Below are 21,766 nucleotides of genomic sequence, written 5' to 3'. Positions count from 1 at the left end.
TCGCTACAAGTAATCGTTAAGGTCGCCAAAGTAATGCTGGGCTTGGCGTACTTCTAAAATCGGCTTGACGTTTTTGATGCTGGTCATCTGATCCAACAAAAGGTTTTGGCCGGCGATGATGTCGTCCAGCTCTCTAACGTGGTGCCTAATTTTGTTGGCCAAGGTCTTACCAGAATAACGGGCGAACAGCTCGTAGAGGTAATAGTCCGAGGGTGCTTCAGGCTCGTAGTTGGCCAATTCCACACGCAACTGGTCCGCTTGGTGGCGCAGTAATTCGGTGGCGCTGGCTAAGTCTTCACCGAGTTCTTCTAAAGGCGCGTTACCCAGGTGCTGTTGGTATAACTGAAACAAACCGATAATGTCTTTGTTGTCTCGCACCGTGAGTAATTCGCTCATCTGCTCGTGCCTTACCGACTTTTTGTCCGGGTCGGTTTCTTTATCGGGGTGTATCACCCGCGCGATCTTGCGGAAGATTTTATTGATGTTGGAGGTGCGCAGTAATTTATTGAGTTGCCGCTGTTTTTCTTGCTCTTGCTGGGCCTGGTGGTTGCGTTCTTCTTGCCAGTGATCAAAGCCTTCTTCAAAGTAATCATCGTCAGATGAGTCTTCAAACTCATCGTCGTATTCGTCTAGCTCGTCATCATCCGCCATTGCTTCGTCGAGCTTGCTAAATAGGTCTTCTATATCGATGTCTTCCGCGGCTTTGCGGAGGTCGTCATCCTCACCATCAGCACCGGTTTGTGGTGGCTGATTTGGCGCGCCCCACAGGCTGTGCATAACATCATCTGCAGTTTCGGCCAGCGCGCGAACGTCTAAGTGGTCGGCAAAGGGGTGGCGCATCAATAGCATCATGTTGTCGTCTAACCAGTCCAGCAGTTCTTGCTTGCACCACTGCGGCAGTGTTTTGCGTTGCATAAACACCAAAATGCGCTCCGTAAGCCGGTACACGGTTTCGGTTCGGCCGCGTTCGCTGGCTTCGATTTTGGGTTTTACGCTGGCAACGAGCTCAGCGGCTTCATGTTCTATGCGCTGGCTTTTCTGTTGCAGCTCCTGCACAGTTTGCCACTGCTGCTGAAATTGCTCCGCCGGCGACAGCGATTTTTTGCGCTTGTTTTTGGTTTTGGTCGAGCTGCGCGTTGATTTAGTAAGAGACATAGCAACTCCGTCGAACTGCGGTGCGGTATTGGCAAGTCATGCGGCCCGGTACTTGGGCCGCAGCGGCGTTAGGCCTGTGGGATACGAAGGGTTTGGCCGACGTAGATTTTATCGGGGTTTTCCAACATGGGTTGGTTCGCTTCAAATATAGCCATATAGCGGCTAGCACTGCCCAAAAGCTCTTTGGCTATTTTGCTTAAAGTATCGCCGCTTTGCACGGTATAAAATTGGCTTGGTTGTGCATTATCGCTGGGTTTGGCATCAGCAGGTGCTGCGCTGGTCGGCGTTTCAGCCAATGCTAACTGGCAGTCCACTTGCCCAATTCCGTGCTGATTGCCACAGGCCAGGGTAGCCTTTTCAATGGCCTCTTGGTTTGGAGCGGTGCCGGTAATGGTTACCAATTCGCCATCCACTTCGGCATTAAATTGTTCAATATTTAAGTTCATTTCGCCTACGGTGCGTTCAATGCTGGCCTTGCGTAGGTGGTTGAGTCGCTCGGGGGAGATGGTGGTGGGTTTGGTGATGTCTTCGTCGTCGTGGGTTAAGTCAAATACTTTACTGCCTAATGCGCCACCGGCGTCTTTAACAAAATCGAACAGTCCCATTGTGATGCCTCCTTCAGGGTGAATAACGGCTATCTACCAGCCGCCTATGTGTCCAGATAAGTAATTTCTAGGTAGATAAATCCAGATAAGTGCTATTCAGATAAGTGCAATCCAGATTGGCTCTACCTAGGTTGAATACCTGGCCTGCAGCAAGCTTATTTTGAATGATTGTTTTTGGTTGTGCTCACTGCTGGTTGGAGTGTCTCAGCAAATTAATATATGCACAACCGTTAACAAAAACGTCACATTGAGGAGAAAGTAAGCCTTAGTACTGGTCTAGGCTGAGGTCGGCCTGGCGCTTTGCAGACCAGCGCCGCACATCCATGGGCTTAAGGAGGTCACGGTGCATTTCGTAGGAGAGGGTTGCCGCAATAACCACATTGGCCTGGGTTTGAAAATCTGAAATGCTATCCAGGGATTGCGTAAACTGCCAAAGCCCATCTTTGCTGTCGGCGTAGGATGATAGGTAATTTAGCGCGAAGTTATTAACAGCGTTGTTTTGCACCAAGGTTGTGGCCAATTGGTTGCCCGCGCTGGCGAGGTTATCTTCCAACACAAATAGTGTGCCGAGCAAAGATACCGAGTAAGCGTTGGAGGTTCGACGGATATAGCCCAAAAATTCTTTCAGCTTTGGGCTGTGGTCGAGCTCGGTGAAGGGGGACTCATTGAGGGCGGCCAAATCTTTGCGAATAAGATCTGACTTATAAATGTTTGGTTTTACAAAGTGCGCAATGGAAAACTGCTTACGCTGCTGGTCGAATAGGGCTTCCACCTCAAAGTGGTCGCCCAAATATTCTAGGTTGTTTTCAATGGCTTCTCTTAGCGCCAAATGCAAACGAAGCAGGTGCACGTAATGTTCACGCTGAACATCTTGCAACCAAAACCTAACGTAGGGGTAAGAGCTGAGCAGGGCTTGACGGTTTTCACGGGCCAATCGTTTGAGGCTTTCTGAAATTCTTGCGTGCTTACTTTGGGCGCGTTCTCTTGCTTCGCCCAGGTCGATCACTTGACCCATTACTGCCGTCCCTCATTGATAGGCTGTTACTTACGCAGCCGCACTGCGCTGCACAACTATATCTATGCTTGGTAAAATAGCAAGCCACTTTCATGCTAGATAAACAAACCTAACGAAATTTTTACACAAATAGTTGTTGTGCTAACAGTGAGTGTTTTCTGGTATAGCTGTGGCTACTAAAGGCTGCGCGTAAAAGCCTTAAAACCGTGGTGTATGACCTGGGGCTTATATGTGTAGCCTGCGTGAATTTGGTTGACGTAACGGCAGCAGTATATCGCCCTATAATGACACTATTAAGACTGGGCTGCGTGGGTTGAAGAGTGCTTTATTTGTTAATGGTTTAATTGTTGTTGAGCTTGAGCGTTATTAAGCGTTTACTTATTTTACATTTGGTGTTCGAGCCTGCGGCTGGTTACGTGGCAGTGTCGTTTTGTTTTACTGTATCAAAATAAATTAAAAACGGATTTCGGTGGCCTACATTCTGGCAGTTACAAGGTGGTGGCTGTGGACGCAAGGATTACCGAGTTGTGGCAGAAGAATAAGGCGATGTGTGGGTTAATTAAGTCTTCCTTAATTCTATGGAAGACTTAATGGGTTTTTTGGTGTCACTGCTGTAAGGAATTAATGCGCAGCTATTTTGATGGAAAGGTGTCGGTAATAGATTTTGTTTAATTGTCCACCATTATTTCACGGCGTAAAATTTAATTTTAACCGCTGGGCCTTCGCTTTTAGGCGCAGGCTCTAAGGTGCCAATAAATGTGGTTTTATTCAGCCAGTCGTATTTACCAACGGGAACTTCAAACACCGGATGGGTTCTGGCGGAAAAACCTTTACCCGGCATTTGGCAAAGTGTGCCTTTGTTGAGCACATTAATAATGACACCGTCGTCGGTTTTAAGCATGTAATCAGCTTCAATTAGCGTGCAGCCATCGGCCCGTTGCAGTTGCCAGTCCCAGCCGCCGGGAAGAATTTCTCCCTTCAGTTTATCGCCGTAAAATCTACCGCCGGTAATGGGAATAATATTGCGCTTACCGAGGCCGGTGGTGCCCACCGGCATGGCGTTCGCCAGGGTTACAATTTCCTCAAATGCAAATTCTAAGTACGGCTCAGCGGTTGGTGGGGTTTCTACTTTGGCGTCGTTGGCCTGGGTAAGATTTACGGCCAGTGTAGTGGCAAGTAAACACAATGCAGTTGTTATTGTTAATTTTGGCATGGAAGGTCCTAGGGTTATTTGCAGTTAAAATTGCTAGCGTCTTCAATGGAGCCGTTACCGTTATAAACGGCCATTTGGGGGTGTGGGCACAGCGGCCGGCTGCGCTCAGGCCAGGGGGTATCGGGCCCGGCTGTAGCAATGATTTCATCCGGGGTTTGGTTTTGTTCCACCCACTGGGTAATGGCCGTAAAGGCGTCGTATTGGTTGGTGGAGGGGCCTCCAAAACAATGCGCCATACCCGGCACAGGGAATACTCGTACTGTGCTATTGGTTTGCTGGCCATAACGTGCGGTAACTTCTTGCAGCCAAGCTAGGGTATCGTTGATAGAGAACACTGGGTCGGAAACACCGTGGGGTACGATAAGTTTTCCGCCGCGCGCCATAAATCCATCAAGGTTGGCGGATCGTGCTGAGATATCCTGCCAGGCCGACGTGGTAAAAGTGTCGGAGGTGGCATTGATAATGGCCTCGCCGTCGGCGACGTCAAACGCTAGAGCATAGGCAGCCGCAGCTTGGGGCGTGGCGGCTACCGCCACAGGGGGCACGCTAAAAATGGCCGGCGTGGCGGTGCCGCCAAGCATGACATTCAGCGCCGGCATTTGCTCGTTGCCCAGTTTCCACATCTGCCAGCCCGGTGAGCCCACGCCGGTATCCCAAGGCCAAGCGGCATAAATCGGCTCTCCCTTCTTATTTACCGGCCCAGCGAGGGATTGTTCTAATGCGGATACCTGCTGCGACGTTAAACAGCGGGCAGCATCGCTACACACCTGTTGGCGCAGTTGTGGTATCACTCGAGCGTTGGTACAGGCCGAAAAGTTACTAATAATGCCGTCTTCCAAGCCGTCCAGTCCGTCGCAGGTTTTGATTACCGTGGTTTGCAGGGTGGTTATTTGTTCGGCGGAGAACACCTTAGCCAGTTTTTCTGGGTCTAGTGAGGTATCACCCGGTGTCATTGCCAATTGGGCAAACTGTTGTACATCCCTCAGCTGAGATAAAGCAGCCCGTGGCAGTGACATCCCTGGTGCAGACGCGACTATGCCATCAAATACCTCGGGGTATCTTTGGGCAAAGGCCATACCTTCCTGGCCGCCCTTGGAGCAGCCCATAAAGTAGGAATAACGGGGGCTTTGGCCGTAAAACCGCGTAATGGCAGCCACCGCAGCATCGCTTACCTTTTTCAGGGATGCATGGCCGTAGTTGCGCCGGGCGATTGGGTCGTGGCCGAAGCTGGCGGTACCGCTGGCCTGGGGATTGTTGTTAAGGTCGTTACTGTGGCCAGAATCCTGGCTGACCACGGCATAGCCTTGAGCCAAGGCGCTGGGGTTGGTTGCGCCGGTTGTGCCCGTGGCGGTGCCGATATTGCCATTGGTACCGCCACCGCCTTCAAAAAAGAACTTGCCGTTCCAGTGTTCTGGCAGCCGGAGATGATAGCCAATGGCGTACTCTTGGTCATCAATGCCAGTTCGTGGCTCTAAGGTGCCAAAGGCTTCGCAATGGGGAGGCAGTACCTCCTGGGGGGCAAACCGGTGTTGCACGGTTTGATTGGCTTGGAATTCAGCGCGCTGCAAACCAGGCGCACCGGCTGCCGGTAATGCTTGGCAACGTTCCGCAAAGCTTAGCTCGGCGCCGGGTGATTGATTCGGCGCGGTGTGGCAACCAGCTAATATGGCTGCACAGGCGAGGGCAAGATACCCTGGCAAGCGCTTTGGGCCCGTGTGCTTTGCGTTGATACTGGATAAAACGAAACGAGTAAAAGTTGATTTTATAGGGATGGCTTTTATTGGTGGGGTTAGCATAGAAGTTGCGCCATGTTATGTAAGTTGTTGGCCTGAGGTAGACAGTTAACGTGCCTATTTTTGTTCGAAATCGGATGGTTTAAATAGTACCCGAAATACAAAAACTCACCGGCGATATGTGATAATTGCGGTATGGATAACAATAACGAGCCAATCTTTACCCTAGACCCGCCTATGCAGCGGGCCTCTGGCCTGCACTTTGTGCCGTCGGAGAACAACGCCCTGCGCTTGGCCGAGCGCTTAGAGTTGACCATTTTGTCTCATGGCTTGCCGCCGGGTTATGTGTTTGGGTCAGAGCAGCAACTGGCTCGGTGCTACCAAACCACTTACCAGGCAGTGCGCCAGGCCCTGCGTATTTTGCAGTGGCGCGACTGGGGGCGTATGCGGCGCGGGGCGGAAGGTGGCTTGGTAATCCATACGCCCAACCCTGGCATGGCCGGTAAGTTACTGGCGCTACATTTTTCTGCTTTGGGTCTAACAGCAAAGGCTGTGGAGCAAGAGCAGCGACAGTTGTTGGCCAAGTTAACCGAGCATCCAGTGGCGTGGGCGCTAGTGGATTCGCTGTTTGCCGAGACTCTGGCGCATTTGCGCGGCAAACATGAGGCCCCAGGAACCGACAACCGAGCACTGCGCATTGCCCGTAATATTTTGCGAGATAAAACGCCTGGGCAAACAGCGCTTGGTAGCATCGACGATTTATGCGAGCGGTACAGTGCCGGCAAGCCGATAGTAGTGCAGGCGTTAAGGGTGCTAGAAAGTCTGGATTTAGTGATTGGAAAACGCGGCCGTGCCGGTGGCTTTTATTTTAGCCGGCCGGGCTCTTCTGCGATTGTAAAGGCCGTATACCCCCACTTTTGCGCCCACATCCACGATTTGGCACCGGTGCAAGACATCATTAACGCAATCAACCAAGTCAGTGCTCAACAAGCGGCTAGCGGTAGTGGTTCTCTCGCGCAATTGACGCCGTTGCACGCCAGGCTAAAGCACTGCCGGCCGGATCAATTAGTGGCCTTGCAAATTGAATCCTTTCGTACTTTGGCAGATCTTGCGCAGCTGCCGGTGCTGCATACTTTAATACGGTGTTTGTGGTTATTTACTATAAAGAAAAACTCTGCAGACGAGGCGATGGCTGCACTCAACGTTGGCTTAATCAAAGTCAGTACCGAGCAGATACTGATGGCCGTACAAAAACAGGATGCAGATGAGGCCGGACGACTAGTGGGCCATTATTTTTCCGAAGCGGTTTTATTGGACTTATGAGCTTTAATAAATGCGCTTGGCGTTTTCCTTTTACCAAAGAACGCCGAATGTTATTGCGGTAAGTCGCCGCCACGCTTTTGATGGCGGTAATCGCTAGGGGCACAGCCAAAGTGGCGAGTAAACATGCGGGTAAAATAGTTGGGGTCAGAAAACCCGGCCGCCAGGGCAATGTTTGCAATGGTGTCGTTACTGCGCAGCAATAAATGGCTGCCGTACTCCAAACGAATCTCATTGATAAATTGCTTGGGCGATTTTTGCAGGTATTTTTTAAAACGCCGCTCCAGAGCGCTGATTGAAATACAACAGTGCTCTGCCAACTCGGATACCGAGATATCACGGGTAAAGTTATAGCGAATAAACGCCAGTGCGTTTTCCAGTTGGGTAACGGCGGTCAGCGGGATGGCAGAGTCGTCCCTGCGTTTTGAAACGCCATAGGTGCCGATGATTTCCTGGTCTTTGGAGTGCAGTGGAAATTTGCTGGTTTCAAACCAGCCGATTTCACCGGAGCGCAATATATTGAGTTCAATTCGGTTTTGTACCAACTGGCCCTGCAGAACCTTTTGGTCGTCATCCAAAAACTGTTGCGCAATTTCCAGGGGCGAGAACTCGTAATCATTTTTGCCCAATAACTGCTCTAGGCTGTCAAACCCCAATTGATGCACAAAATATTGGTTGGCGTGAACAATTCGGCTGTTTTTGTCCTTTACCCATACCAGGGTGTCGTCCAGCATATCGAAGGTGGTCAGTAAGGTTTGAAAGGGGATATCGCTAAAAAACTGGTTTAAAAAGTGTTGGTTATAAGCTTGGGGGTGCATCATTTGGATAAGTTCTTTTGCGCTGATTTTGTCCAGATCATACCTTTTTTTGTGCTAGCCCAGCAATGACACGCCAGGGTAAAGTAACACGCTGCCGCCAATGTGGCGCTGGATATTAGAGCTTTCTTTACTCATAACAAATAAAATAAGCGGCCAAATCATGAATTTGACTCCAGTAGTAACCCGTTTCACCAAAAAATTGCACCGTTCGTCTCTCAAAGCGCTGATCGGCGGCACTTTTGCCTTAGCAGCGGCCTCCAACGCGTTCGCCGATAAAATGCTGGATTGCCCATTGCGCGATGAACCCTTCACCCTCAATACCCCGTTCCTAGACATCTTACTCAGCGAAGATGCCTTGGCTGTGTTTGATCAGTACTATCCCGGTGCCCGGGATAAAATGCCGCCCATTTTTGTTAAAACAGAAACTCCAGCCTTTGGCGCTATCATTGCTGTGGGAGTGGCGGTTTCCATGGGCGGAGACCCCGGTGATATAGACGCCTTTGCTGCGGACTTGGCTAAGGTGCAGGTAACCGATGCCGATCGCAAAGCGCGTTGTGCTCGCTACAGCAACGAAATGCCAGAAGTTGAACTGCCCGACACGGATAAAACCGTGTTGGTCTTTACCAAAATCAACGGTTTTGATCACGGCCCTTCAGTGACCGCCGCCACCGAAGCCGTGCAAGCTTTGGCTGAGCAGCAAGGTTGGGGTGTTGTGGTCACCGACCAACCCGGTATTTTTACCACTAAAATGCTGAAAAATTTCGACGCGGTGGTGTGGAATAACAACAGCGGCGATGTACTTACCTTAAGCCAACGCAAAGCGTTCGAAAAATACATCACCAACGGTGGTGGCTTTGTTGGCGTGCATGGCGCGGGCGGCGATTCTTCCTACTACTGGGATTTCTACGCCAATGAGCTCCTGGGCGCCCAATTTATTGGCCACCCAATGGAACCACAATTTCAGACCGCTAAATTGAACGTTGAAGCAGCCAAAAATGGCGTGGTTAAAGACCTTGCGCCCGGTTGGTCCATGAAAGACGAGTGGTACTCATTTGCAGAAAGCCCTCGTAACAGCGGTGCCGATGTGGTTGTAACCATAGATGAATCATCCTACGACCCCGGTAAATCCTTTGGCAAGGATTTGCATATGGGCGAAGACCATCCCATCGTGTGGAGCCGATGCATCAAGGATGGCCGCGCTTTTTATACCGCCATCGGCCATCGCAAAGAGGTGTATAACCTGCCGGAGCCGTTGAAGATTCTACGCGACGGCATTGCCTGGGCTATGGGCGAAGGTGAGGCTAGCTGTAAATAAAGAGCTGAAGCCAGCAGTAAAAAGCCGAAGCCAGTTTTAAAAAAACAACAAGGGTAAAAGCGCCAGTTCAAGCGAAGCAACTTTTACCCGCCATGTGATTATCCCAGCCAGCCCGGTTGGCCGTAAAATGCAAAATAATAAGCGCATTCGGCCAAGCGGGTCCGGCTTAAAAAGCTTATGTTACCTCGGTAAGCCTAAGTATAAGGAGCAGACAGATGCATCGACGTGAAATGCTTAAGCATTCATTTATGTTGGTTGGATTCGCCGCCGCCGGTGGCGTTGCGCAGTCGTTAATGGCAGGTGGGCCACTTAACCGTGGTTTATCCGCCGTTGTGTTTAACCAGTCCCAAGAAAAGTCCGTGGCCATCGTCTCGGAGATGATTATTCCTACTACGGATACGCCCGGAGCAATCAAAGCCGGCGTGCCTGATTTTATTTCAACCATTGTTAGCCAATGGTACAACGATGAAGAGCGTGCGGTGTTTTTCCAGGGGTTTAAAGCGTTGGATGAGTTCTGCCAAGAAACCGAGCAAAAAGATTTTGCCGATGCCAGCGAAGCCACTCGCATTGCCGCACTGACCGCCCAAGAAACCGCTACCGAGGAATACAAAAAAGCCAACCCCGGTGCCGGTGGCCACCCTCTGGCCCAGAAGACCGACCCAAATATGCCATTTTTTGGCAAGCTGAAAGAATTGGTAGTGACCGGTTACTACACCTCCGAGGTAGGCGCAAAGCAGGAGCTTAGCTACATGCCTATGCCTGGCTATTACGACGGTAGCTACGAATACGCCAAAGTTGGCCGTCGTTTTACTTCTTAATCCAGAGCAAATAACAGGTATTAGCAATGAATAACAATACACAATTTGATGCAATCGTCGTTGGCTCTGGTGTGACTGGTGGCTGGGCTGCCAAAGAACTCACCGAGAAGGGCCTTAAAGTTTTAATGTTAGACCGTGGCCGAATGGTTGAGCACGGCAAAGACTACAAGGGCGAGCACATGGCCCCTTGGGATGTGCCTTTCCGTGGTAAACCCATCCGCGACCTATACGAAAAAGACTACCGTATTCAGCAATCGCAATACGCTTTCGGCGAAACTACCCGTCACTTCTACAACAACGACCGTCTAAACCCTTACCTTAACGATGCCAAAGAGTTTTTGTGGTATCGCGCGGGTGTTGTGGGTGGTAAGTCTTTGTTGTGGGGCCGCCAGGTGTATCGCTGGAGCGACCTGGACTTTGAGGCCAACAAAAAAGATGGCCACGGTATCGATTGGCCCATTCGCTACAAAGATATAGCTCCATGGTACAGCTACGTAGAAAAGTACATTGGTGTAAGTGGCCAGACGGAAAACCTGCCGCAATTACCAGACAGTGAATTTCTGCCGCCCATGGAAATGAACTGCGTAGAGAAAGATTTTAAACAACGCTTGGAATCCAATTACGACGACCGCATGATGACCATCGGCCGCGTTGCTATTATCACCAAGCCACACAACAATCGTGCGCCTTGCCACTACTGTGGCCCATGTCATCGCGGTTGTTCTGCCGGTGCTTATTTCTCAACGCAAAGCTCTACCTTGCCGGCAGCTCGTGCCACCGGCAACCTAACTTTGTTATCCGATTGCGTGGCAGAAAGCGTTGAATACGATCCAGAAACCAAGCGCGCCTCCGGTGTGCGAGTGATCGATGCCAATACCTTGGAAAAAACCGAGTACTCCGCGAAGCTGGTGTTCTTGTGTGCTTCCACCTTGGCAACCACGCAAATTCTGATGAATTCTAAGTCGGAAAGTTTCCGCAATGGTTTGGGTAATCGCAGCGGTGCCTTGGGCCATTACCTAATGGATCACACCTACGCCAGTGGTGCCGTGGGTATTTTCCCAGGCCTGCACGACGACAAAGTAGAGCTGGGTAATCGCCCTAACGGTATTTACATTCCTCGCTTCCGTAACGTTAGCGACCAGGATGACGTCGATTTTGTACGCGGTTATAACTATCAGGGCGGCGCCATGCGTGCCGGTGTTACCGGCCAAGCCATGAGCACCCCAGGCTTTGGTAAAGACTTTAAAGAGTCTCTGCGTAAGCCCGGCCCTTGGCTGATGTACCTCGGTGGATTTGGTGAGTGTCTGCCGTACAAGAAAAACCGCATGGAGTTGGTGGAAAAAGAGAAAGACCGTTACGGTATTCCGCAAATTAAATTCCACTTCGAGTTCCAGGAAAACGAGCACAAAATCAACCAGGATATCGTTACCCAGGGTGAAGAAATGCTACGTAAAGCCGGTGCACAACACGTGAGCAGCTTCCAGGGTAACATGCCTGGGGGTGCTGCCATTCATGAAATGGGTACCGCGCGTATGGGCCATGATCCGAAGGAATCGGTGCTTAACAAATGGAATCAAATGCACGACGTGCCTAACGTTTTTGTCACCGACGGTGCCTGCATGACCTCCGGTTCTTGCGTTAACCCATCGCTCACCTTTATGGCGTTGACAGCACGGGCTGTGGACTACGCTGTAGATCAGTTGAGTAGCGGCGCGATTTAACGTTTTTAACCCCCGGTAAAGATCGGGTAGCTCTTCACAATAAAGCCCCTGGCGCGGAAACAACCAGGGGCTTTTTAATGGTGCTAAATATCAATACCGATTCCCAAACCTCCTAAGCCAATATCAAGGCTAAGCAAGCTGCCGCCCAATAATCCGCCTGAGCTTTCTTCCGTGCCGCCGGAGTCGGTTGAATTTACTGTGGTATTTTCAGTAACCGTTAGTAAATTACCGGCTTGGTCTTCAACCGATATGGATGCCGAAATTGGCCCCAGGGATAGGTTGAGAATAGGGCCGGTTTGCCAGGTTCCATCGGGTAGTACGTTGGTACTGATGGTTAGGTCTGTTTCAATTCCTAAAATATTCGCTGTCACATCAATGTTAATGGTTTGACCAGCCAAGTCTGGGTCGCAGGTGCCGGCAAAATACGGCGTTAGCAACGAAGGCGTTTTTGTTACGACTAAGTTGGGCGCAATGGTATCGATGGTGCCGCTGGTGGAGGTGGTGCTGATGTTGCCAGCGATATCGGCAATGGACACATCTACGCTTAGCAAACCATCGGCAACGTCAAAGGGAATGTCACCGGAGAAGTGCCCGGCGCCGTCCACAACGGTACTGAACACTTGCTCGTTGCTATCTCCATCGGTGGTTGTGATGGTTACCGTTGCGCCTATCTCATCGGAAGTGCCACTGATAGTCGGCGTTGAATCGTTGGTTAAGCCAATAACGTCCACGGTTAATAGCGGCAAGGTTAAATCGACCAGTGCGCTGGAAATATCCGTGGTTTCATTGCCGGCGTCATCGAGCACAGACACTTCCACGGTGAGGTTACCCTCGGATACATCCACCGGCACATCCACGGAGAAAGTGCCATCTCCCAATACCACACCCACCAGGCTTTGGCTGTCGCCATTACCGTCAATCAGATCCACCTGTACTGCGGCGCCGATGGCATTGCTGCTACCGGTGATGGTAGGGGTAGCATCGTTGATGGTGCCCAGTGCATTTACTACCAGCGTTGGCGGCGTTAGGTCCACGTTGGCGGTGATATTGGTTGTCGTGGTGCCGCCCTGGGTGAGTACGGCTTCCACCGTGAAGGCGCCTTCCACAATCGGGGTAGGTACTTCCACCGAGAAGCTACCGCCCACTTGCACAGTGGCTTGCAGCGTTTGCACGTTGCCCAAGAAATCTTCGATGGTGATATCCACCAAAGCTCCCAGGCCGGCATCGGTCGTACCAGAAATAATCGGCGTCGTGTCGTTGGTATTGCCTATGTCGTTCAGGTTGAGCACCGGCGGCGTGGTATCGATGGTTGCCGCAGCGCCTACATTAACAATATTGCCGGCTTCATCGTTAACAATGGCCGTTATCGTAAAGCCACCCTCTGCCAAGGGCAGGGGCACGTCTGCACTCCAACTGCCATCGACTTGCACTACGGCTGCAAGAGTTTGCTCAATGCCGTTGCTATCGGACACCACCACCGTGACGATGGTGCCCACGCCGACATCGGCTTGGCCAGAAATCGTTGGTGTGGTGTCATCGGTATCACCGATGGCATCAACAATTAACGACGGCGGTGTGGTATCCACCGTCGCACCCGCACTCACATTAACAATATTGCCGGCATCATCGTTAACCGTGGCAGTAATGCTTACCGTGCCTTCGGCCAGTGGCAGTGGTACGTCTGTGCTCCAGCTACCATCCACTTGCACTACGGCGGCCAGTGTTTGCTCTATGCCGTTGCTGTCGGAAACAACCACCGTGACGATGGTACCCACGCCGACATCGGCTTGGCCAGATATTGTTGGTGTGGTGTCGTTGGTATCACCAATGGCATCAACAATTAACGACGGCGGAGTGGTGTCTACTGTTGCACCTGCACTGACATTAACAATATTACCGGCTTCATCATTAACCGTGGCAGTAATGCTCACGGCGCCTTCGGCCAGTGGCAGTGGTACGTCTGCGCTCCAGCTGCCATTCACTTGCACCACGGCGGCCAGTGTTTGCTCTATGCCGTTGCTGTCGGAAACAACCACCGTGACGATGGTGCCCACGCCGACATCGGCTTGGCCAGAAATCGTAGGTGTGGTGTCGTTAGTGCTAGTAATGTCGTCAATTAACAGCAGTGGATTAGTGGTATCAACCTCGCCGGTACCCGTTGCGCTACTTGAGTTACCTGCCGCATCGGTGGCAGTGACTTCAACCGTGTAATTGCCTTCTGCTAAATCACTGGGCACGTCGGCGGCGTAGGATCCATCCGGTTGAACCGTCGCCGCGAAAGTTTGTGCGTCACCATTGGCGTCGGTCACGGTGATCGAAACCATTTCGCCCGCAGGTAGGTTAGTGGTACCACTAATGGTTGGCGTTGCGTCATTGTCTAAACCAGGATTATTTACGGTTACCGTAGGAGCCGTAATATCCAAATCACCGGAGGTTGAATCGGTAGCAGAATTTCCAGCTGCGTCGGTGGCCGTTACGTCAACGGTGTAGGTGCCTTCGGCTAAATCTGTAGGTACATCGGCAGAGTAAGAACCGTCTGGCTGCACGGTGGCATTAAAGGTTTGTGCATCGCCGTTTGCGTCGGTCACTGCGATTGAAACTGTTTCGCCTGCTGGCAGGTTGGTTGTTCCACTAATAGTTGGAGTGGCGTCATTGCCTAAACCAGGATCATTAACGGTTACGGTTGGTGCGGTAACGTCAATGTCGCCAGTTTTACTATCCGTTGCGGAATTACCAGCCGCATCGGTTGCTGTTACGTCAACGGTATAATTCCCTTCCGCTAAATCCGTTGGTACATCGGCAGAGAAAGAGCCATCAGGTTGTACTGTGGCATCGAAGGTTTGTGCATCACCGTTGGAATCGGTCACTGTGATGGAAACCGTTTCACCCGCAGGTAGGTTTGTGGTGCCAGCAATAGTTGGAGTGGCGTCATTACCTAAACCAGGATCGTTAACGGTAACGGTTGGTGCAGTGACATCCACTTCACCGGTTTTAGAATCGGTTGCTGAATTACCAGCCGCATCGGTAGCAGTTACATCAACGGTGTAATTACCTTCGGCTAAATCTGTAGGTACATCGGCAGAGTAGGAGCCGTCTGGCTGCACGGTGGCATTAAAGGTTTGTGCATCGCCGTTTGCGTCGGTCACTGCGATTGAAACTGTTTCGCCTGCTGGCAGGTTGGTTGTTCCACTAATAGTTGGAGTGGCGTCATTACCTAAACCAGGATCATTAACGGTTACGGTTGGTGCGGTGACATCCACTTCACCGGTTTTAGAATCGGTTGCTGAATTACCAGCCGCATCGGTAGCAGTTACGTCAACCGTATAATTCCCTTCCGCTAAATCCGTTGGTACATCGGCAGAGAAAGAGCCATCAGGTTGTACTGTGGCATCGAAGGTTTGTGCATCACCGTTGGAATCGGTCACTGTGATGGAAACCGTTTCACCCGCAGGTAGGTTTGTGGTGCCAGCAATAGTTGGAGTGGCGTCATTACCTAAACCAGGATCGTTAACGGTTACGGTTGGTGCAGTAACGTCAATCTCGCCAGTTTTACTATCGGTTGCAGAATTACCAGCTGCATCGGTAGCAGTTACGTCAACGGTATAATTCCCTTCGGCTAAATCTGCAGGAACATCGGCAGAATAGGAGCCGTCTGGCTGCACGGTGGCATCGAAGGTTTGTGCGTCGCCGTTGGCGTCTGTAACAGTTATCGATACAGATTCACCAGCTGGTAAATTCGTGGTTCCGCTAATCGTTGGTGTTGCGTCGTTACCTAATCCTGGGTCATCTACAGAAACTGTCGGCGCAGTAACGTCAACCTCGCCAGTTTTACTATCCGTAGCAGAATTACCTGCTGCATCGGTAGCAGTTACATCAACAGTGTAATTACCTTCCGCTAAATCCGTTGGTACATCGGCGGAATAAGAGCCATCGGGCTGCACGGTGGCATCGAAGGTTTGTGCGTCACCGTTTGAATCAGTAACGGTGATGGAAACCGTTTCGCCAGCTGGTAAATTTGTGGTGCCAGCAATAGTTGGAGTGGCGTCATTACCTAAACCAGGATCATTAACGGTAACGGTTGGTGCAGTGATATCCACTTCACCAGTTTTACTATCCGTTGCAGAATTACCAGCGGCATCGATAGCAGTTACATCAACACTGTAATTACCTTCGGCTAAATCCACAGGTACATCGGCAGAGTAAGAACCGTCGAGTTGTACATTGGCATCGAAGGTTTGTGCGTCACCATTAGAGTCTGTAACGGTGATCGATACGGTTTCACCAGCGGGCAAATTCGTGGTTCCGCTAATCGTTGGTGTTGCGTCGTTACCTAATTCTGGGTCATCTACAGAAACTGTCGGCGCAGTAACGTCAACCTCGCCAGTTTTACTATCCGTAGCAGAATTACCTGCTGCATCGGTAGCCGTTACGTCAACGGTGTAATTACCTTCCGCTAAATCCGCTGGTACATCGGCAGAATAAGATCCATTGGGCTGCACGGTGGCATTAAAGGTTTGTGCATCGCCATTAGAGTCAGTAACGGTAATGGAAACTGTTTCACCAGCTGGTAAATTTGTGGTGCCAGCAATAGTTGGAGTGGCGTCATTACCGAGCGCAGGATCGTCTACGGTAACAACAGGCGCGGCAGTGTCGACTTCACCCGTTTTAGAATCGGTTGTGGAGTTGCCTGCGGCATCAGTTGCGGTTACCTCAACGGTATAATTACCTTCGGCTAAATCCGTTGGTACATCGGCTGAATAAGAGCCGTCGGGTTGTACAGTGGCATCGAAGGTTTGTGCATCACCGTTTGAATCGGTTACGGTGATGGAAACCGTCTCACCCGCTGGCAAGTTTGTAGTGCCAGCAATCGTTGGTGTTGCATCGTTGCCTAGGCCTGGGTCGTTGACACTCACTGTTGGTGCTGTGACGTCCACTTCGCCGGTTTTTGAATCGGTGGAGCTGTTGCCCGCGGCATCGGTGGCCGTAACGTCAACGGTGTAAGAGCCCTCTGCGATGTCGGCTGGTACATCGGCTGAGAAGGTACCGTCTGGTTGTACTGTGGCGTCAAAGGTTTGCGCGTCGCCGTTGGGGTCGGTAACCGTAATGGATACGGTTGCGACTGCAGGCAAATCAGTGGAGCCGCTGATGGTGGGAGTAATGTCGTTACCAATGCCCGGCTCGTCTATGGTGAGCTGCGGCGCGGTTGTATCAATTTCCCCGGACTTGCTGGTGGTGGCGGAGTTACCCACGTCATTGGTTGCCGTCGCCGTCACGGTATAGGTGCCTTCGGCAAGGGCAGTGGGTACTTCGATACTAAAGGTGCCATCGGGCTGCACGGTGGCGGTTAACGTTTGCGTATCGCTATTGGCATCGGTAACCGTAATCGAAACATCTTCGCCAGGTGCCAGGTTGGTTGTACCGGATATGGTAGGCGTAACATCGTTTGTGACGATCAAGTCTCCAATGGTCAAATCCGGAACGTTGGAATCAATGTCACCGGTAGTTGATGCTGAACTGCTATTACCAGCGGCGTCAGTAGCAGATACGTCTACGGTGTAATTACCTTCGGCCAGGTCTGCGGGAACGTCGGCGGAGTAGGAGCCGTCGGGTTGTACCGTAGCATTAAAGGTTTGTGCATCGCCGTTGCTGTCCGTTACGGTTATAGCAACGGTTTCGCCAGCGGGAAGATCTGTAGTGCCGGTAATGGTCGGCGTGGTGTCACTACCCACTCCAGGGTTATCAACGGAAATATTAGGCGCTGTCGTGTCTAGCTCGCCGGTTTTGGAATCCGAAGACGTGTTGCCCGCGGCGTCGCTAACCGAAACCTCAGCGGTATAATTTCCTTCCGCCAAATCAGCAGGTACATCGGCAGAGTATGAACCGTCTGGTTGAACTGTGGCATCGAAGGTTTGTGCGTCGCCGTTTGAATCAGTAACGGTTATGGAAACCGTTTCACCCGCTGGTAAATTCGTGGTGCCGCTAATTGTTGGTGTTGCATCGTTGCCCAAACCGGGATCATTAACGGTAACGGTAGGCGCAGTGACGTCAACTTCTCCGGTTTTACTGTCCGTTGCAGAGTTGCCGACCGCATCGGTTGCGGTTACATCAACGGTGTAATTACCTTCGGCTAAGTCTGCTGGTACATCAGCAGAGTAAGAACCATCAGGTTGAACTGTGGCATCGAAGGTTTGTGCATCGCCGTTTGAATCGGTAACGGTAATGGAAACTGTTTCGCCAGCTGGCAAATTCGTGGTGCCGGAAATAGTCGGTGTTGCATCGTTACCTAATCCTGGGTCATCAACAGAAACCGTTGGCGCATTGGTATCCACCTCACCAGTTTTAGAATCGGCTGCGGAATTACCGGCCGCATCAGTAGCGGTAACCTCAACGGTGTAATTACCGCCGGCTAAGTCTGCTGGTACATCGGCGGAATAAGAACCGTCGGGTTGCACGGGAGCATCGAAGGTTTGTGCATCGCCGTTTGAATCAGCAACGGTAATGGAAACTGTTTCACCAGCCGGTAAGTTTGTGGTACCAGAAATAGTAGGTGTTGCGTCGTTACCCAATCCTGGGTCATCCACTGAAACTGTTGGTGCAGTGACATCCACTTCACCGGTTTTAGAATCGGTTGCGGAGTTGCCGGCTGCATCGGTAGCGGTTACATCAACGGTGTAATTACCTTCGGCTAAATCTGCAGGTACATCGGTAGAGTAGGAGCCGTCTGGCTGAACCGTGGCATCGAAGGTTTGCGCATCGCCGTTTGAATCAGCAACGGTAATAGAAACCGTTTCACCAGCTGGCAAATTAGTTGTACCGGAAATAGTAGGTGTTGCGTCGTTACCCAATCCTGGGTCATCCACTGAAACTGTTGGTGCAGTGACATCCACTTCACCGGTTTTAGATTCGGTTGCGGAGTTGCCGGCTGCATCGGCAGCGGTTACATCAACGGTGTAATTACCTTCGGCTAAGTCTGCAGGAACATTGGCAGAGTAAGAACCATCAGGTTGTACAGTGGCATCAAAGGTTTGTGCGTCGCCGTTTGAGTCGGTCACTATGATCGATACGGTTTCACCTGCTGGTAAGTTTGTGGTGCCGCTAATTGTTGGTGTTGCATCGTTACCCAATCCTGGGTCATCCACAGAAACTGTTGGCGCAGTGACATCCACTTCACCGGTTTTAGAATCGCTTGCAGAGTTACCAGCCACATCGATAGCAGTTACATCAACGGTGTAACTACCTTCGGCTAAATCAGCAGGTACATCGGCAGAATAAGAGCCGTCTGGCTGAACCGTGGCATCGAAGGTTTGTGCATCGCCGTTTGAATCAGTAACGGTGATCGAAACCGTTTCGCTAGCTGGCAAATTCGTGGTGCCGCTAATTGTTGGTGTTGCGTCGTTACCTAACGCAGGGTCATCTACAGAAACCGTTGGTGCGGTGGTATCCACTTCGCCGGTTTTTGAGTCGGAAGATGAATTACCGGCGGCATCAGTAGCGGTAACCTCAACGGTGTAATTACCTTCGGCTAGGTCGGCAGGTACATCGGCAGTAAACGTACCGTCCGGCTGCACTGTGGCGTCAAAGGTTTGCGCGTTGCCGTTGGCATCGGTCACGGTGATGGCAATGGTTTCGCCGGCCGGTAAATCGGTAGTCCCCGAAACCGTTGGTGTGGCATCGTTGCCGAGGCCGGGGTCATTGACGGTAACTGTGGGCGCGGTGGTATCTACGTCACCGGTTTTGGCATCGGTGGCGCTGTTGCCTGCTGCGTCTGTTGCGGTTACCTCAACGGTGTACGCGCCGTCGGCAAGGTCCGCGGGAACCTCGGCGGTGAAACTTCCGTCGGGTTGCACGGTGGCATCAAACGTCTGCACGTTGCCATTGGCATCGGTAACGGTAATGGCTACCGATTCTCCAGCAGGTAGATTTGTGGTGCCCGTAATCGTTGGGGTGCCGTCGTTACTGAGAGCTTGATCGGTGACGGTAACTTCCGGTGCAACTGTATCGACCTCACCGGCCTTGGTGGTGGATGCCGTATTACCCGCAGCATCGGTGGCGCTGACTTCTACGGTAAATGCTCCGTTGGCCAAGTCTGCAGGTACTTCCGCCGCAAAGCTGCCATCGGGCTCTACTGGAATAGTAAAGGTTTGAATATTGCCAGCGCTATCCGTTACCGTCACGGAAATCTGCTCGCTGGCGGGTAGGCTAGTAGTGCCGGAAACAGTCGGCGTTGCATCGTTACCTAGGCCGATGTCGTCTACGGTCAATTCGGGCGCAGACGGGTCAAAGTTACCCGCCTGGGTTGAGGTGGTGGTGTTGCCAGCTTCGTCGGTGACAACAACATCCACCGTGTAATTGCCTTCAGCGAGGTCACCGGTTGGCTGCGCGCTAAACGAACCATCGGGTTGCACTATGGCATCGATCGTTTCGCTAGCGCCATTGGCATCAACGAAGGTGACGGCAACGGTACTGCCGGCAGGTAAATCCGTGGTGCCAGTAACTTCAGGCGTGGCATCGTTGGAAGTGGCAGGGTTATCCACGGATAGCGCCGGCGGTGTTTGATCGATGGTGCCGGTGCTCGTGATGGCCGAGGGATTGCCTTCGGCATCCACTGCGCTAATGTCTACGGTGAAATCACCCTCTGCCAGATCAGCTGGAATGTCTACCGTAAAGCTACCGTCGGGTTGGGTGACAGCGTTAAACGTTTGGCTGGCTCCAGTGGCGTCAGTAACAACAAAAGTGATGGTTTCGCCATTACTAAAATCGGTGCTGCCAGATAACGTAGGCGTGGTATTGTTGGTGATAGCAACGGGCTCTAGCGCTAGGTTGGCGCTATTGGACGATGCCGGAGCGGATTGATCTACGCCGGCGTCAGCGGTGCCATCAGCACCACCACCAGTACTCTCCGCTGCGCCATTGTCGGTTGCGGCGTTTTGGTTGTCCGGCTGGTTGGCAGGGTCGTTAATTGGGTCGTTGGCCGCTTCGTCGTTGGTGGCCTGCCCAGACTCAGCGCCCGTACCTGCGTCTGTAGCGCCCTCGTCGGTGTCCGCTCCGTCGCCTGTTGCAGTTGTATCTGCACCATCGTCATTCGCTGTGCCTTGATCTACTGCATCGGCTCCGTTATTCGCTTGGGTGTCGGCTTGAGTATCTGTTTGAGTGTCAGCCTGACTGTCGGCCTGACTGTCGGCCTGAGTATCTGCTTGAGTGTCAGCCTGGTTATCGACCTGAGCGTCGGCCTGAGTGTCTGCTTGAGCGTCAGCTTGGGTATCGGCCTGATTGTCTGCTTGGGCGTCAGCCTGAGTGTCGGCCTGATTGTCGGCCTGATTGTCTGCCTGGTCATCTGCTTGAGCATCGGGCTGGGCATCGTCGGCTGCTACCTCTTCCTGTGGCGCATCGGCGACAGGATCGTTGGCAGGGGTTGGATCTTGGTTATCCGGGTCTTGTGGCGGCTGAGTGCTTTCTTGGTCGAAGGTCGGTTCTTGCTCAGGTTCGTTGTTGGCGCTCTCAATATCAAATTCTGATTCGCTGGAATCTTCAGCAACGCGGGCAACTCGCACAAAGCTGGAGCCGCCCTCGGCGCCACCTCCACCCGATAAACCGGCTGCGGTTTCTTCTAACGATTCTAATATGTCGCCGTCGCCTTCTAATAAGGCCGCAATGTCTAGGTCTTCGTTGGTTTCAACGCCGGCTGTATTTAACTCACCTAATAAATTATCTAGGCTGTCGTCAAACAACAAATTTTCGCTGTCTTCGTTGGCCGCAAAAAAGCTATCGCCGGCAATATTAAACGAACCTTGCAGTCCTTCTAATAAATTGAGCTCTCCCTGGTCTGTGGTAATCACCGCCTCGCCGCCAATGCTCTGTAATACCGCGTCGTCGGGGATTACGTCACCCACGCTCACCGGAGTAATAGAACCATCTGCATTAAGAATGCCCGCAGAACCAACAATATTTTCAATAACGATAGACATTTGTGCGCCACTCAATTTAGTTGAGCATTTAATTTAGTTTTTATTGGCGCAATTATTTATTGTACTGGGGGGCGGTTTTTAGATTTTT

General features: G+C 51.7%; 11 protein-coding genes. 4 read left to right on the top strand and 7 right to left on the bottom strand.

All coding sequences use genetic code 11. The features are described 5' to 3' along the window. Window positions 1–3 precede the first annotated feature (3 nt). From ACGHM3_RS22055 to ACGHM3_RS22035, 5 genes are all read right to left on the bottom strand, one after another. Complete coding sequence (locus ACGHM3_RS22055; RefSeq protein WP_345421851.1) at window positions 4–1,155, bottom strand: hypothetical protein; 1,152 nt, start codon at window positions 1,153–1,155, stop codon at window positions 4–6. Window positions 1,156–1,223: 68 nt separating this feature from the next. Then, window positions 1,224–1,760 (bottom strand): peptidoglycan-binding protein LysM, encoded by a 537-nt coding sequence (lysM, locus tag ACGHM3_RS22050; protein ID WP_345421848.1) that lies wholly within the window; start codon window positions 1,758–1,760, stop codon window positions 1,224–1,226. A 265-nt stretch (window positions 1,761–2,025) separates the two neighbouring features. Then, the gene (locus tag ACGHM3_RS22045) at window positions 2,026–2,775 is read right to left on the bottom strand and encodes a hypothetical protein (RefSeq protein WP_345421844.1); all 750 of its coding nucleotides are present in this window, start codon (window positions 2,773–2,775) and stop codon (window positions 2,026–2,028) included. A gap of 682 nt (window positions 2,776–3,457) precedes the next feature. After that, window positions 3,458–3,988 carry a DUF3237 domain-containing protein gene (locus ACGHM3_RS22040; RefSeq protein ID WP_345421841.1) on the bottom strand — a complete coding sequence of 177 codons (531 nt, stop codon included), beginning with the start codon at window positions 3,986–3,988 and terminating at the stop codon, window positions 3,458–3,460. 14 nt (window positions 3,989–4,002) lie between these two features. Beyond that, complete coding sequence (locus ACGHM3_RS22035; RefSeq protein ID WP_345421838.1) at window positions 4,003–5,784, bottom strand: tannase/feruloyl esterase family alpha/beta hydrolase; 1,782 nt, start codon at window positions 5,782–5,784, stop codon at window positions 4,003–4,005. Window positions 5,785–5,916: 132 nt separating this feature from the next. Here ACGHM3_RS22035 and ACGHM3_RS22030 point away from each other — a divergent pair, with 132 nt between their 5' ends. Next, window positions 5,917–7,044, top strand: a complete 1,128-nt coding sequence (locus ACGHM3_RS22030; RefSeq protein WP_345421833.1) for a hypothetical protein — start codon at window positions 5,917–5,919, stop codon at window positions 7,042–7,044. Between the two features lie 50 nt (window positions 7,045–7,094). On the opposite strand, the gene ACGHM3_RS22025 is transcribed toward ACGHM3_RS22030, so the two are convergent. Continuing rightward, complete coding sequence (locus ACGHM3_RS22025; protein WP_345421830.1) at window positions 7,095–7,862, bottom strand: AraC family transcriptional regulator; 768 nt, start codon at window positions 7,860–7,862, stop codon at window positions 7,095–7,097. Between the two features lie 157 nt (window positions 7,863–8,019). Between ACGHM3_RS22025 and ACGHM3_RS22020 the strand changes: the two genes are divergently transcribed. The 3 genes from ACGHM3_RS22020 (at window position 8,020) to ACGHM3_RS22010 (ending at window position 11,713) form a co-directional block, all read left to right on the top strand. Further along, window positions 8,020–9,174, top strand: coding sequence for a ThuA domain-containing protein (locus ACGHM3_RS22020; RefSeq protein ID WP_345421827.1), 1,155 nt, complete (start codon window positions 8,020–8,022; stop codon window positions 9,172–9,174). 215 nt (window positions 9,175–9,389) lie between these two features. After that, complete coding sequence (locus tag ACGHM3_RS22015) at window positions 9,390–9,992, top strand: gluconate 2-dehydrogenase subunit 3 family protein (RefSeq protein ID WP_345421824.1); 603 nt, start codon at window positions 9,390–9,392, stop codon at window positions 9,990–9,992. Between the two features lie 26 nt (window positions 9,993–10,018). Then, a complete protein-coding gene (locus ACGHM3_RS22010) occupies window positions 10,019–11,713 on the top strand; it encodes a GMC family oxidoreductase (RefSeq protein ID WP_345421821.1) in 1,695 nt (564 codons plus the stop codon). Between the two features lie 83 nt (window positions 11,714–11,796). On the opposite strand, the gene ACGHM3_RS22005 is transcribed toward ACGHM3_RS22010, so the two are convergent. After that, entirely contained in the window at window positions 11,797–21,678 is a 9,882-nt protein-coding gene (locus ACGHM3_RS22005) for an Ig-like domain-containing protein (RefSeq protein WP_345421818.1), read from the bottom strand. Window positions 21,679–21,766 lie beyond the last annotated feature (88 nt).

Source organism: Halioxenophilus aromaticivorans, assembly GCF_042850945.1.
Lineage (GTDB): Bacteria > Pseudomonadota > Gammaproteobacteria > Pseudomonadales > Cellvibrionaceae > Halioxenophilus > Halioxenophilus aromaticivorans.
Note: the sequence above shows the minus strand (reverse complement) of the source record. Positions and strands in the feature narration are given on the sequence as shown.